Origin of the sequence: Limnohabitans lacus (assembly GCF_030053395.1) — a bacterium.
GTDB lineage: Bacteria > Pseudomonadota > Gammaproteobacteria > Burkholderiales > Burkholderiaceae_C > Limnohabitans_A > Limnohabitans_A lacus.
Window position 1 is genome coordinate 69971 of record NZ_JASGBH010000009.1, and the last position, 12557, is coordinate 82527.

Annotated in this window: 16 protein-coding genes; 7 read left to right on the forward strand and 9 right to left on the reverse strand. The window is 56.4% G+C overall.

The window, feature by feature from the left end; all coding sequences use genetic code 11:
* Positions 1 to 58: 58 nt before the first annotated feature.
* From QLQ16_RS12460 to QLQ16_RS12475, 4 genes are read right to left on the reverse strand one after another with little or no spacing between them, the layout of a single operon-like run.
* Complete coding sequence (locus tag QLQ16_RS12460) at positions 59 to 1273, reverse strand: site-specific integrase (protein WP_108418391.1); 1215 nt, start codon at positions 1271 to 1273, stop codon at positions 59 to 61.
* A gap of 47 nt (positions 1274 to 1320) precedes the next feature.
* Positions 1321 to 1740 carry a DUF3489 domain-containing protein gene (locus QLQ16_RS12465; protein WP_283224985.1) on the reverse strand — a complete coding sequence of 140 codons (420 nt, stop codon included), beginning with the start codon at positions 1738 to 1740 and terminating at the stop codon, positions 1321 to 1323.
* A complete protein-coding gene (locus QLQ16_RS15825; RefSeq protein WP_283225088.1) occupies positions 1737 to 1916 on the reverse strand; it encodes a DUF6900 domain-containing protein in 180 nt (59 codons plus the stop codon). The genes QLQ16_RS12465 and QLQ16_RS15825 overlap by 4 nt, the downstream gene beginning before the upstream one ends.
* On the reverse strand, positions 1880 to 2356 hold the full coding sequence (locus tag QLQ16_RS12475) for a hypothetical protein (RefSeq protein ID WP_283224986.1): 477 nt from the start codon (positions 2354 to 2356) through the stop codon (positions 1880 to 1882). Before QLQ16_RS12475 ends, QLQ16_RS15825 begins: the two co-directional genes overlap by 37 nt.
* Before the next feature lie 18 nt (positions 2357 to 2374).
* Here QLQ16_RS12475 and QLQ16_RS12480 point away from each other — a divergent pair, with 18 nt between their 5' ends.
* The 5 genes from QLQ16_RS12480 (at position 2375) to QLQ16_RS12500 (ending at position 5288) form a co-directional block, all read left to right on the forward strand.
* On the forward strand, positions 2375 to 2635 hold the full coding sequence (locus tag QLQ16_RS12480; RefSeq protein WP_283224987.1) for a hypothetical protein: 261 nt from the start codon (positions 2375 to 2377) through the stop codon (positions 2633 to 2635).
* Positions 2628 to 3161, forward strand: a complete 534-nt coding sequence (locus tag QLQ16_RS12485) for an HK97-gp10 family putative phage morphogenesis protein (protein WP_283224988.1) — start codon at positions 2628 to 2630, stop codon at positions 3159 to 3161. Before QLQ16_RS12480 ends, QLQ16_RS12485 begins: the two co-directional genes overlap by 8 nt.
* A gap of 144 nt (positions 3162 to 3305) precedes the next feature.
* Positions 3306 to 3716 (forward strand): phage tail tube protein, encoded by a 411-nt coding sequence (locus QLQ16_RS12490; protein WP_104801492.1) that lies wholly within the window; start codon positions 3306 to 3308, stop codon positions 3714 to 3716.
* Between the two features lie 12 nt (positions 3717 to 3728).
* A complete protein-coding gene (locus QLQ16_RS12495; protein ID WP_283224989.1) occupies positions 3729 to 4775 on the forward strand; it encodes a Fic family protein in 1047 nt (348 codons plus the stop codon).
* A 15-nt stretch (positions 4776 to 4790) separates the two neighbouring features.
* Positions 4791 to 5288 (forward strand): DUF6933 domain-containing protein, encoded by a 498-nt coding sequence (locus tag QLQ16_RS12500; RefSeq protein ID WP_283224990.1) that lies wholly within the window; start codon positions 4791 to 4793, stop codon positions 5286 to 5288.
* A gap of 194 nt (positions 5289 to 5482) precedes the next feature.
* Here QLQ16_RS12500 and QLQ16_RS12505 read toward each other — a convergent pair whose 3' ends face one another.
* From QLQ16_RS12505 to QLQ16_RS12525, 5 genes are all read right to left on the reverse strand, one after another.
* Positions 5483 to 6826: a DUF3987 domain-containing protein gene (locus tag QLQ16_RS12505; RefSeq protein WP_283224991.1), complete on the reverse strand. Its 1344-nt coding sequence runs from the start codon at positions 6824 to 6826 to the stop codon at positions 5483 to 5485.
* Positions 6823 to 7701: a plasmid partitioning protein RepB C-terminal domain-containing protein gene (locus QLQ16_RS12510; RefSeq protein WP_283224992.1), complete on the reverse strand. Its 879-nt coding sequence runs from the start codon at positions 7699 to 7701 to the stop codon at positions 6823 to 6825. The genes QLQ16_RS12505 and QLQ16_RS12510 overlap by 4 nt, the downstream gene beginning before the upstream one ends.
* Positions 7698 to 8603, reverse strand: coding sequence for a plasmid partitioning protein RepB C-terminal domain-containing protein (locus QLQ16_RS12515; RefSeq protein ID WP_283224993.1), 906 nt, complete (start codon positions 8601 to 8603; stop codon positions 7698 to 7700). Before QLQ16_RS12515 ends, QLQ16_RS12510 begins: the two co-directional genes overlap by 4 nt.
* Complete coding sequence (locus QLQ16_RS12520) at positions 8600 to 10159, reverse strand: recombinase family protein (protein ID WP_283224994.1); 1560 nt, start codon at positions 10157 to 10159, stop codon at positions 8600 to 8602. Before QLQ16_RS12520 ends, QLQ16_RS12515 begins: the two co-directional genes overlap by 4 nt.
* Before the next feature lie 134 nt (positions 10160 to 10293).
* Positions 10294 to 10761: a hypothetical protein gene (locus QLQ16_RS12525; protein ID WP_283224995.1), complete on the reverse strand. Its 468-nt coding sequence runs from the start codon at positions 10759 to 10761 to the stop codon at positions 10294 to 10296.
* 155 nt (positions 10762 to 10916) lie between these two features.
* Here QLQ16_RS12525 and QLQ16_RS12530 point away from each other — a divergent pair, with 155 nt between their 5' ends.
* Together QLQ16_RS12530 and QLQ16_RS12535 are read left to right on the forward strand one after the other, a co-directional pair.
* Positions 10917 to 12095 (forward strand): Fic family protein, encoded by a 1179-nt coding sequence (locus QLQ16_RS12530; protein ID WP_283224996.1) that lies wholly within the window; start codon positions 10917 to 10919, stop codon positions 12093 to 12095.
* Between the two features lie 23 nt (positions 12096 to 12118).
* Positions 12119 to 12448: a hypothetical protein gene (locus QLQ16_RS12535; protein WP_283224997.1), complete on the forward strand. Its 330-nt coding sequence runs from the start codon at positions 12119 to 12121 to the stop codon at positions 12446 to 12448.
* The last annotated feature ends 109 nt before the right edge of the window (positions 12449 to 12557 follow it).

Genomic DNA, 12557 nt, shown 5'->3' on the forward strand with positions numbered 1-12557 from the left:
TTGTAGCCGAGGGCGCGCCTCATGCTCAAATAATCAACAAGGTAATTTCGTAAGTTGCTCATAGCGCGCCCTCCGGCCAAGGGCGTGCGATCAGACGTAAGTTGTCACGGTCCACCTTGGCGTAAATCGCCGTGGTCGCGGTGCGGCGGTGGCGCAAGAGCTGACCGATCTCCGGCAAGGATGCACCGGCTCGTAAAAGCTCTGTTGCTGCGGTGTGGCGCAGGCGATGCGCATGCACTCGCCCAAGGCCAGCGCGCCGAGCGACGTCCGCTACGATGGTGCTCACACGGGTCGTGCTGAGCGCGTGATGTGGTGCCAAGTGCCTGACGAACACGGTCCGCTCTTTGGCATGCGTCGGTCGGCCGTGTTGCAAATATTCGGCGACTCTATACCCAACATCGGGGGGCAGGGGCACTTGTTCATAACAATTGCCCTTGCCGTGAACACTGATCGTACCTGCGCGCCAGTCAATATCGTCAAGCCTGAGCCTAGCAACCTCTCCGCGCCGCAAACCGAACCGGACCAATAAGGTCAAGATTGCCAGATCACGGCAACCGACAGCGGTGTCGACATCGCAGGCGGCAAGCAAGCGACGCACCTGATCGGGCTCAAGCCCCTTGGGCAGACCGGCCAGCCGACGGCGGAGCACCTTTGGTGCAGCGTGGACGAGCGATCGCTCCGTGACGCCATCGAGATGCAGGAAGCCAAGGAACGAACGCAGCGCTGTGACCGTCAGTTTTGCCACGCCAGCGTTCAGTTGCGGACACCTCGCAACCACGAAGGCGGTGACATCGGCCGATTTCAGATTCCGGAGATCGAGACCACCTTCAAGTACCCTTTGGGACAGGAATGGACGCAGGCAATCGATATACCGCGCGGCCGTTACCATGGCCAAGCTGCGTTCTGCCGTCAGGAAGATTCGGTATCGATCGAGAATTGCGCTTGCGGGGTTTGGGGATACTGGCGCCTCAAGAGGAGGCGTGATCTTCAGCCGACAGAGATAGTCCAGGATCGGACGCAGTGTTTCATGCGTCTTGTGTCTAGAGTAGCCAGCAGAGCGGCGATCAAATAAGAAACGATCCACCAGTTGGAACGATAGATCACCTGCGGATAGTTCGTGGACCTGCAGCCAATCGTTCAGATCAGCAAACAACTTCTTCTTTTTGGCAACGGTACTTGGTTTGTATCCTTGCCGAAGTAACTCAACTTCAAAATCCCGCAAAAGATCATCGCGGGCGCATACAGCTTGGGCTTCTAGGGGTTTGATCGACATGAGAACTCCTTGAAATAGGGGCTCTCATCATGCGCGTGACATCTTTTTTATGCCGACTTCATCGCAACTCTTTCCGCTACACAGGCCGGATTTCCGACGCAGGTCGGCATAACCAGGACATCGGCGTAATGCGCTTGCCAGCCGGTGGCCTGGACCATCTCGGCTAGGCTCACGCCCTCTGGGCGTTTGAGCAACTCGATCAGGGTGGCCTGTTTGGTGCCCTCGCGCTGCTTGGGTGGTTGCTGGGGCTCCAAGCCGATCGCTTGCAGGCCTTCAGGGGTAATGACCAACTGCATGCTGCCCTCGGGTGCATTGGCGTATCGGGCAGCCAGTCCTGCGTTGCCCAGGGCGGTGAGCACCTTGATGAGTGCGCCGCCTTTGAGGTTGGCCGGAAAGTCGGTCAACAGTTTTTGAGGATGCCTGGCCGCTGCTTCGAGCAGGCTGCGCTGGGTGTCCGTGAGTTTCATTTCTTTCCTTTCGATGTTGTTGATGTGTTTTGTGCTGCTGCGACACCTGCGGCGTAGGCGGCTTCAAGCGCGCTCTTGACCGCCCAGACCGAGACGTCGTGAAAGTCCAGCCGATCGCGGTGCTGGGTTTCCAGCGTTTCTATGAACAGGTGGCCTGCAACTGCCTCAATATCAATGCCGAATCGACCTTGGTTTTACTCTCATCGCTGAAACCATTGGGCATGCTGACCTGCACCGAAACCGAGTGTGCTGAGCGATTGGGTGTCTTGGAGACACGGATCCCCAGTTTGACCTGCGCCACGATGTACCCACTCAGGTCCGAAATCCGGTGAATCTGGTCTGCCACTTCGAAAATGTCGCGGCTCTCGAACCTGTGACGCTTGAGGATCAGGGCGTTTTCGATCCGCCTGTTGATCTCTCGCCCCTGGCTGAAAACGCTTTTGATCTCGGGTTTGAACACGGTCAGTGACCGGATCTCGATGGCCTCTATGCCTTCAATTCGGTTGATCTTCAGTCTGGACAGGATCGCTGGAGTTGAAAACCCCGTCAGATCAAATTCCCAAATGGGCATTTTCTGGATGTCACTGCCACCGCCCATGCCAATGTCGCGAAACATCATTGCCAATTCACTGCGGTGATCGATTTCCTCGCAGTAAACACCCAGTCCCGCCGGTACCCGATCTACCTGCCCACGGGCATGAACCCGGGTGGCATCCAGGTCTCGCCCTACGGCATGTTGCTTGGCCGCCCAGTCTTCGTCTCGCAACACGCCAACACCTTCTCTTCTGCGGGTGACGTGCTGCTGGCCGATCTGTCGTACTACCAGACCATCACCAAGGCCGGTGGCATGCAAACGGCCATCCTTTTGGCCAGCGAGGGGCTGGACGATGGCTAAACATGAACGCTTCAAGGTCGAGGGCCTGGCTGAATTGGCCAAAGCCCTGCGCGAATTGCCAGACCGGGTGGCGAAGAACGGCCTGCGCGTCTCGGTCTATGCCGGAGCGAAGGTCATCCGCGACGAGGCCCGTCTGCGGGCGCCCAAGGCGGCCGAGGTTCTGGGACCCAATCAGCCGCCACCTGGAACGCTGAGGCGCTCGGTGATCATGAAACAGATCCCCGAACTCTCCAGTCTGACGCGTCAGACCTTCTTCGTGACGGTGCGTCACGGCAAGAAGTACCGCAAGCAGGGCAAGAAGGGCAACCTGTCGCAGGACGCCTGGTACTGGCGATTCGTTGAGTTCGGCACCCGCAAGATGCGCGCGCGGCCATTCCTGCGGCCTGCCCTGGAGGCTACACGCCCGTCGTGCAGGAGCACATCTTTGGCATCGATGGGCCACATAACTTGCAGCGCGCCCGCGTGCAAGTCGACACCTACGCCAGAACGTACCAGGAGGCCCTGCATCTGCAGGACCAGGTCCTGACTGCGCTTCTGGCTGACAAGAGCACCGTCGCCGATGTGCGCATGGGGCTCAGTGAATTTGAAGATCAGGCCCGGCTGTACCGGGTGAGCGTGGACTACACCTACTACCGACAGGGCAGTTCAATTTGAAAACAGGAGAGAGTGCATGAGCAGCACCGCAATCACCGCGCAAGGAATTGCCATTGCCCGGTTTGGCACCACCGCCTTTGAAACCATCCCCAACGTGGTCTCGTTCCAGGGCCCGGGCGGGCAGGCCGCCGTCATTGACGTCACCAATCTGGCCTCCACAGCCAAGGAGAAGCGCGTGGGCCTTCGTGACGAAGGGCAGTTGTCTCTGACCCTGCATTACAACCCCGACGATCTGGTGCACCAGGGCCTGAGAACCGACCGCGCCAACCGGGTGCGCCGCCAGTTCAAGATCACTTTCACCGACACCAACCCTGCCACCTGGACCTTCTACGGCTATGTCACGCACTTCAGCGTGCAAGGCGGCGTGGATGCGGTTGTGCAGGCCTCCGTGACCATCGAGATCGATGGCGACATCACAGAGGCTTAAGGAGACAGCCCCATGTTGACCCGTGAACAAATCCTCCAATCCGACGATCTGCCCCGTGAAACCGTGCCCGTGCCCGAGTGGGGTGGCGAGGTGCAGGTGCGCACCATGACCGGTACGGACCGCGACGCCTTCGAGGCCAGCTTGATTGGCAAGGAAGGCCGCCTTGAGAACGTCCGTGCCCGCCTGGTCTCGCTCACCCTGTGTGACGAGACGGGCAACCGCCTCTTCACCGACGGTGACATCACAGCCCTGGGTGGCAAGAGTGCCAAGGCACTGGATCGGGTGTTTGCTGACGTCACGCCAGGAGCTTATCGCCAAAAGACCGTGCAGATCTCCAAGTCAGACCACCTGCCACCCGATCCCGTTACTGTTCAGCAATACATGGCCGAGTTGGTTGGGTTCATCAATCGACCCGACCCCGCAAAATATGACCTGATCAAGGTGGCATTGGCGCACCATCGTTTTTCGTGGGTGCATCCATTCAATAACGGAAATGGTCGTGTGGTGCGACTGCTCACCTACACCTTGCTCATCAAATATGGGTTCAACGTGAGGGCAGGGGGCCGTGTTCTTAATCCCACGGCTGTTTTCTGCAACGATCGAGATCGCTACTACGCCATGCTGGGTTTGGCCGACACGGGCTCTCCCGTGGGCCTTGAGAAGTGGTGTGTGTATGTTCTCAGTGGCATGCTCGAAGAGTTGCGCAAGGTCGATCGACTGACCGATGCTGGCTACCTCATTGAACGGATCTTGACGCCAGCATTGCACTATGCCCGCCAGCGTGAGTTGATCACAGCACTTGAGGAGCGAGTATTGTTGGCGACTGCCCGTCTTGGCATTGCCAAGGCCAGTGACTTGAAAGAGCCAATGCATGAATTGTCAGAGCGGCAGCGTACCTACTTGATCAGCAAACTGGTGGAGCGTGGCATGCTGGCACCGATCCGTGAAGGGGCGCGGCAATATACGGTCGGGTTCGCCAACAATTTCTTGATTCGAGGTGTCATCAAATCGCTGTCTGATGAAGGCTTTATTCCCGACACATTGCATAAACCGCACTGAGGCGGGTGGTCGATCATGTTTAATTTGCATTGCACAAAGAAATTGCTGGACAGGATCAAGCCTGATGTTCAGGTGGCCGTTGGCTGCTCGACGATCCTGGGTGACTGGTATGCCACTGCATTGTTCTGGAAACCTCAACTGGCGCTGCTGGTCAATGAACGGACCTTGCTTCCAGTGGTCATCCCGCTGGCTCCAGCCACAACTCTTGCGCAGCGTTTTCCCGATGCATTGGCGCAGGTCTTGCTGGCGCTGGATATCGGACCGGACAAGGTGAAGTCCGAATTGGAAAAGATGGGGAAGGTGACCTACTGCAAGACATCGAACCGCAGTGTCTTGGGCATCATGAACCAATTTACATTCCAAGCGGAAAGCTACCGCGACCATTTTGGTTTGATTGATCCCTTGGCTCTATCAGTGAAACTTGCTGGTACCCCTTGTGGCCCCTTGTACAAGGGGGCAATTTGTCCGGACTTGGCCGTCAGAGAAGTCATGGCAGAGGGTATCGTGCATTGATGGAGTTGGGCGTTGGTGACTTGACGCCAATGGTTGCAGTGAATGCCGAATTCAGCCCCATCTCAGTTGCCCGAGTTGGCCTGCTTTTGTGTTTTTGCTGCGAAAAGTGCGAACAATTGGAATGATGTTTTAAATCAATGGTTTAAGCCAATTTTGACGCTGCGAATGGTTGCGAATAGTAGCGAACAATTGCATCAAACCAAGCTGTACATGAGCGCCGCAGGGCCGGGTTTTCCTTCAACACGGGGTACCTGTCTGATCTGTATTTGAGGGGGCGATGTGTTCAGGAGATGGTCCAGGCAGGCGTCAATTTCGAGCTTGCTCAAATGCCCCTTGAAGCACTCCCTCAGGATGTCGCTCCTGGAGGATTGGCCCCGATCGGTCAAATACTGAAGCAACAGATGTGAATTTCTGCTCACGCGTTCTGTGAGTGCGGATTCCTTGGCGGTAGAGAACACGTATTGGACCGAGTCTGAGCAGAAATTGATCCACGCAAGTGCCGCATCGAGGTGCGCGATCTCGATCTTTGTGCTCAGGTCGCACAGAGCAAAAACGATCGCAAGGCGGAGCAGCATAGGCGCTCTGCGCTCAAGAATGGCGCTGACCCGTTCGTTGCCGAGATCCTGGGCCAGGATATTGCGGTACATCTGCCCGTAGTGCCACTTGCCGGGGGGACTCAACTCCATCTGAAGCCAGTTGTTTTCCAGGTACGAATCTGCCTTGGCAAAGTTCAGAACCTCTTGAGTGCGGGTCGCCAGGTATTCGATCTCCTTGGGTGGTGTCGGCTGGGGGAAAGCTGTGATCTTGGTGCGCTCGGCCCAGATGATCAGGAATCGGTTGGCGAAACCATTGCTCAGGTCTTTGGAAGACATCAGCGCAGTCAACTCGTTGGGAGTGATGGCTCCACTCAGACACACATGGGGATTGCTTGCAAAGACACGGTTGTTCTTTGTGGTGGGTTTGATGCAGACGCCGTCCCAGCAATCTCGCAAAGCCGTAGACAGGGTATTGCCTTTGCGCCGTGACTGCTGAAGCACGTTGGCAAATTCAGACTCCACGACCCACAGTCGCTTGTCTTCAATGGCGGGGACTTCCTGGCTTCCTTGCTGGAACCCGTCGTGAATCAGAGCGGCAAGTCCTTCGCGTGATGACAAGCCGCCTCGATGGATCTGCGGGCACAGCACGGGCGATTGCGCCCGGATGAACTCATCGAGTTTCATGACCAGGGCCAGGGAGTCGCCTTTCCTACCCCTGCCCGAGCGACCCACATGCAGACTGAAAATCCTCGGGTGATGCTCCGTGTTTCCGATTTGCAGGAATGTTCCGCGCCCAATGGCGCATGACAGGTAGGCCAGAAAGTTCGTGGCAATGGCATACGGATTCGATTCGTTGCCCTTGCTGCCAGCCCTGGCCACTTCGCCAACAAGACCATACAGGCAGGCCGGGTCGGGCACTGGTGCATTGCGGTGGAGATCGGTCTCATCACTTGCGAATGGATGCTCGGGAGCGGAGACAGGTGGCTGGCCCGGATGCATCATTTGTCCATGGAAACAGTCTCAACGATGCTCAAGAATTCGGAGAACACATCGGGCTGGTTTTGCTGGATGTAGCGGGCCACTGAGTTGTTTTCAAGCAAACGGACCAGGTAGCCCTTGGCCAGCACCAGGTTCAGAACATCCTGTCCGTAGGACTCTTCGACCAGTTTGTACTGTTCCTGCAGATTGGTCATCTCGCGCTCCATCCTGAGCATCTGCTCTGCGTTGACCCCACGAACTTTCTTGGGTTTGACACCTCCGATCAGGAGATGAGCAGGGGAGGCCGCAAGCAAGGCCTCGGCATAGGGGATGGTGATGGTGTTGGCCGAAATCATCAACTCCACGCACTCGACCTGCCGGGTTGGCTTCATCCGGCGCAAGACATCGCTGAGCTTTGCCGAGAACACCTGGTCACGCAGCAACTCGGCCGCCTCCGCGCAGATGCCATCGAGCAGCTTGACCTTTTTCATGATGTGCTCGATGTCCACATGCAGGCTCTTGGCCAACTTCTCTGGCGACACCCCCCGGTTGATTGCCCGTTTGATCATCATGTGCTCTTGCACTGTCGAGAGGCGGTTGATCCTGTTGTTGTAGGTGTAGGTCTCATCATCCGTGGAGATCAGGCAAAGACATTCCGTCAGGCCGAGTTCTTTCATGGCCAAAAGACGGGTGTGCCCGTCGAGGAGAACATGCGTGCCATCACCAGATGAAGGGCTGATGGTCAGCGGTTCGATCAACCCGACCGAGCGCAGTGACTCGATGATCTGCTTGTACTTCCTCGAATTGGTGACGTTTTCTGGCAGTTTTCGGCTTGGCAGCAGTTTCTCGAAGGTGACGGTCATCGGGTCAGGAATGAACCCTAGTGCGATCTGGCTCATGTAGCCACTCCGTTGGGCCAAACGCGCTCGGCCAGGAATGTTGGCAGGGTGTCCAGGCCTTCAGCCCGCAGAAGGTTGGTGAAGTTCTCGTTGGTCAGCAAAGAGCGCAGGGCGCCAATGACGAACATAAGTCGTTGCTGGGCAAAGTCGGATTTCTTGATGATGAGTTTTTGTCGATCGACCTCTTTCTGGTAACTGCGTACCAGGCTCAGCGAGGTAACGTCTCCTGTGGTTCTTGGCCTGACACGGTGACGAACTGACCTGCCAAGTGTGTGACGCTTTTCAACCACCCGCCTGGCCATGATGAGTTGTTTGCCTCGTAGGTGACCGGATTCGTAGGCATCTTGAAGGGCTCTCTGGATGGCCTTGTCATCGTTGTTTGCCTTGTTGATTTCCATGGCAACGTAGAGTGGAATCTTGCCTGACTCAACTGCAATCAGTAGTCGATCTTCTCCGCTTTCAAGAAGTTGCAAGATGCCATGGATGTAATCGACACTCAGCCCCGTTTTCTCGGCAATGGCTTTCTTGTCGTACCCCTGATCCTTGAGTCGCAGAACACCAGCCAGCAGTTCGATGGAACGCCCTTGCCGTCGTGCGATGTTTTCTGCCAAGCTCATGATGAACGCGTCATCATCATCTACCTCGATCACCATGGCCGGGATCTCGGTTTCACCGAGAGTCATGAAAGCCTTCATGCGACCCTCGCCACAAATGAGCAGATAGTGCTCCTCCCCGTTCGGGTTGGGGCGGTTTGTGACCGTGATGGGCTTTTTCAGGCCAATCTTGCTGATGTTGCCAACGATGTCATCAAAGACCCGCTGGTTTCGCTCTCTGGGGTTCAGTACCTCGATGGAACTGATCGGGATCATCTTCAGTTGTGGTTTCTTTCTGGACTCACTCACGCTGCTCTCCTTACTCTTGTTCGCTCTGCCATCCCGTACAGGTAATCGAGGTTTTCAAATCGGTAGGTCTCGAACTCGATCCCGTTGCGATCGGCCAGGGTGAAGCCCTTGTTGCCAAAGTCCAGACTTGGCAGGAGGTAGTAGTCCAGTGCCGACTGATTTGATTCATCCAGACGCACGGCCACAGTGATGTCTGGTTGAAGGCTGCTGTCAAAGCGAACCTTCCATCGCCTCGTGCCCGTCTCATAGACCTGGCAGCGGGACAGAACGATCGAGACCGTGAATTCACGGTTGATGTTGAGCAGGTCGGTGCTGTTGTCCCGCTCGGTCAGCCCGCCAATCTCCCTGATCTTTTGCTCGGTCTCCCGGATGATTTGCGGGTGCATCTGGCGCAAGAAGCGATTGACCTCCAGGTAGCGGTAGTCCCGATCCGGGTTGAACCCCACGGCTTGATAGGCACGCGTCAGGCTGCCAAAGCGGTGGATGTAGGCAGACGTCGATGGCATGCCCTCTGTCTCATTGATGATCAGACCGGACAGCAAGCCTCGGCTTTGGTACAGGCTGCGCAGTTTCTCGATGAGTTCTTCATCCGTGAAGCGGTGATTCCTGGCTCTGATCATTCCCTGAACCGTGTAGAACGCTTCGCCCGGGACGATGGCCTCGAAGGCGGATTCTTTCTTGATCCACATCTGGTGGTCGTTCACAACCCGGTGTTTCTTGAGCTTGAAGGAAATCCGGTTGTAGACGTTGTTGCCGATGTATTTCTCGTTGGTGAGCACTTGATGGACCGTGGCTCGGGTCCAGGGTCTGTCTAGATCGGTGGTTACCCCCTGTGCATTGAGGCGCTTGGCAATCTCCGCTTCCAGGACACCGTCGTTGATGAACCAGTCATAGATCTGGTTGACGATGCGCACCTCCTCATCAGGGCCGGGCATCAGAATCACTCGATCGGTCTGCAGGCTCTTGTGCTCGCCACGGGAGAGTTCGCCCTTCATGGAGCCAGTTTGATCGATCAGCACGCGACGCAGGCCATAACCTGCGGGGCCGCCCTGGCGATAACCGAGTTCGATCAGGCGGCACTGCCCGGCAAAGACCTTGGTGGAGAGCTCCCGGCTGTACTCACCGGCCATGGCCCGTTTGACGCCCTTGACGATGGTGGAGACGGGGGAGCCATCGTTTTCGAATTGCTCTGCACAATAAGTTACCGTGATGCCTTTGCGCTTGCAGATGTACTCGTAGTAGGCGCTCTCGTCCGCATCCTGGAACCGCCCCCAGCGGCTGATGTCATAGACCAGGATGATCTGAAAATCCGCCTGTCCGGACTCGACGACCCGGATCAGTTCCTGCAGCCCAACCCGCCCCTCGATGCGCAGGCCGCTTTTGCCTTCATCGGCGTAGGTCCGAATGATCTCGATGCCACGGCGCTCGGCGTACTCGGTGATCTTGTCTGCTTGATTCTCAGTGGAGTACTGCTGATGCTCGGTGGACATGCGGACGTACTTGACCGCCTTGAAGATGGATTTCTGGGTTCCGCCCCCGTCGTGTTGTTGTGCCATGTTGCATCGTTGTCCATTGTTTTTGTGGAGAAATTGACCCGGCCAGCCCCCTTCGGGCGCATCTCGGTGCGCAGTAGGGGGAGGCCAGAAGTACTCCCTGCCATAAGGTAGCGGGAGTACTCGCGTCTGGCTATCTAGTCATCTCTTGATGAATCCAAAATCGGGCTGTAACCCGCATGGATGCTGGAAAGTTCAACAATCCACACGTCCATCTTGACGTTTCGAGGTTCGGCAAGCACTTTGATGCGGAACACCCCGTCAAATAAGGCTTTTTTGAGGTTTTGGGGTTCAGTTAACGAATCCATCTTGATCGACGCTTGCAGGAGCTCCCGACCAAGAAAATCTTGTTCTGCGGGGTCTGAATTCCCATAATCGGGCCCGGTTTGACGCAGTTCGCGCCAATAGTCGGGGTTCTTTTCGGTCCAGGCCTTCTGAGCACGTGACTGATTGGCCCTGTAGTCGGGGTCCGATTGCAGGCGGTTTTTCTGCCATTGCTTGCGGCGCTCTTTCTGGCAATTGGGCTTGGAGCAGTAGGTCTGTTTGGGCACCTGTGGCGCAGGCGTGAACAGGTCATTGCAGTGGGCACAGCGAAGTCTTTGCATGGAGGGTCTCCAGTAGTTGATGGACTGGAAACATTGCTCGGACAGTGCCAACTCCATTAGGCATGTTGAGGAGTTGTTAAAGATCGTTTTAATTGCCTTGCGCAACATTAAAGAAGTCTTTAAAATGAAAGAATCAAATTAAAGGAACCTTGTTCATGAAGCGGGCCACCGGAACCTATGTCGAATCCACCACCCTTGGTGAGGTGGTGAAGGCGTTCGTCCCGAATGCACTGCCGCCGAGCAAGCCAGCGCTGGAGCCAGAGGTCTTTGCGGAGCTGAACCACCGGGCTGAGATGGCCCTGGCTCGCCTGTCGGGCGTCTCGGGATTGGTTCCGTCTGTGGACTGGCTCCTCTACAGCGCGATCCGTAAGGAGGCCTTGCTGACCTCCCAGATCGAAGGAACGCAAGCCACGATCACGGACCTGTTTGATGATGAGGCTGGGATTGAGGTGAGCAATACCGACGACGTCGAGGAAGTCACCAACTACATCGCTGCCTACCGGCTGGTGAGGGACAACCTGCGCGACCCCAAAGGGTTGCCCATCAGCGTTCGACTACTCTGCAAAGCCCACAAGCTTCTACTCAACGGAGTTCGTGGGACGGGCAAACAACCAGGCGCTTTGCGGCGCTCTCAAAACTGGCTCGGTGGAACCCGGCCAGGCAACGCCGTTTTCGTGCCTCCGCCAGCGGACAAGGTCCAGGTCCTGATGAGCGATCTGGAGAAGTTCATTCATGACCAACCGCGCAAGGACGAGGAAGTTTCTGGTCAGGGCAGGGGGCTGCCGCCTCTTGTCGGGATTGCACTTGCCCACGCTCAGTTCGAGACGATTCACCCGTTCCTGGATGGCAATGGCCGTATCGGGCGTCTGCTGATTTCGGCTCTACTGGAAGACTTGGGACTTTTACCTGAGCCGCTGATGTACTTGAGTGGCTACTTGAAGGAGCACCAGAGCGAGTACTACCGCCTGCTGTCCGGGATCCGGGTAGACGGAGATTGGGAGTCCTGGGTTCGCTTCTTCCTGGAGGGCGTCCAAGTCGCTGCCAACCAAGCCGAGGAGAACATCGTCAAGATCGCCTCTTTGGTTGCCGCAGACCGCAGGAAACTCCTGGAAGCGACAAAGAGCGGAGCGGCCGCATATCGCCTTTTTGAGATGCTGCCGATGATGCCTCGCTTTACGGTAGACCGGGTGAAGACCGCTCTGGGGACGACCTTCCCAACCGCCAATGCAGCGGTGAAGACGCTAGAGGAATTAGGCCTGATCACGGAGACGACTGGGAACAAAAAGAACCGGAGTTTCAGCTATGACCGCTACATTAAGTTGTTGTCAGCCTGAGTGGTTAATTTCGAAATATGGCGATGCAAAAGATGAACCCGGATGAAGAGATTGCTCTCCTGCGAGATGCGCTAGACCATATTTCGAGGATTGCAAACGCAGCTCGGCAGCCAACCAAAAGACTGGATTGGATTTCCCTGCGAGCGCGAGAGGCGCTGCGCGGCGTTTCTTGGAATCGAGAGTACCTTCCTGAGCCAAAAAAGGCTTCAATGGAGGAGGTGCATGATCTGCGCGGAACGATACTTATGCTTGTGAAGGCTTGCGAATCCGATAATCTGACTGCAATATCTGCAGCGGTTGAAGAGGCAAGAAGTCAACACCCGTCGCTCTTACGCAAAATCGATGGCGTCTGATCGGTCGCTCTTGCTGTTAGCGACTAGTTGAAAATTTCTGAACCGCATTGATGGTCCTTTTCTGAGCATGTCCCTAGACATTGGAGCATTTCTCTAGACATGAGGGAGC

Excerpts from the sequence above, each read along its gene's own strand:
- QLQ16_RS12460 (WP_108418391.1), bottom strand. The coding sequence starts at position 1,273 with ATGTCGATCAAACCCCTAGAAGCCCAAGCTGTATGCGCCCGCGATGAT.
- QLQ16_RS12465 (WP_283224985.1), bottom strand. The coding sequence starts at position 1,740 with ATGAAACTCACGGACACCCAGCGCAGCCTGCTCGAAGCAGCGGCCAGG.
- QLQ16_RS12475 (WP_283224986.1), bottom strand. The coding sequence starts at position 2,356 with ATGTTTCGCGACATTGGCATGGGCGGTGGCAGTGACATCCAGAAAATG.
- QLQ16_RS12485 (WP_283224988.1), top strand. The coding sequence starts at position 2,628 with ATGGCTAAACATGAACGCTTCAAGGTCGAGGGCCTGGCTGAATTGGCC.
- QLQ16_RS12490 (WP_104801492.1), top strand. The coding sequence starts at position 3,306 with ATGAGCAGCACCGCAATCACCGCGCAAGGAATTGCCATTGCCCGGTTT.
- QLQ16_RS12495 (WP_283224989.1), top strand. The coding sequence starts at position 3,729 with ATGTTGACCCGTGAACAAATCCTCCAATCCGACGATCTGCCCCGTGAA.
- QLQ16_RS12500 (WP_283224990.1), top strand. The coding sequence starts at position 4,791 with ATGTTTAATTTGCATTGCACAAAGAAATTGCTGGACAGGATCAAGCCT.
- QLQ16_RS12505 (WP_283224991.1), bottom strand. The coding sequence starts at position 6,826 with ATGATGCATCCGGGCCAGCCACCTGTCTCCGCTCCCGAGCATCCATTC.
- QLQ16_RS12510 (WP_283224992.1), bottom strand. The coding sequence starts at position 7,701 with ATGAGCCAGATCGCACTAGGGTTCATTCCTGACCCGATGACCGTCACC.
- QLQ16_RS12520 (WP_283224994.1), bottom strand. The coding sequence starts at position 10,159 with ATGGCACAACAACACGACGGGGGCGGAACCCAGAAATCCATCTTCAAG.
- QLQ16_RS12525 (WP_283224995.1), bottom strand. The coding sequence starts at position 10,761 with ATGCAAAGACTTCGCTGTGCCCACTGCAATGACCTGTTCACGCCTGCG.
- QLQ16_RS12530 (WP_283224996.1), top strand. The coding sequence starts at position 10,917 with ATGAAGCGGGCCACCGGAACCTATGTCGAATCCACCACCCTTGGTGAG.
- QLQ16_RS12535 (WP_283224997.1), top strand. The coding sequence starts at position 12,119 with ATGCAAAAGATGAACCCGGATGAAGAGATTGCTCTCCTGCGAGATGCG.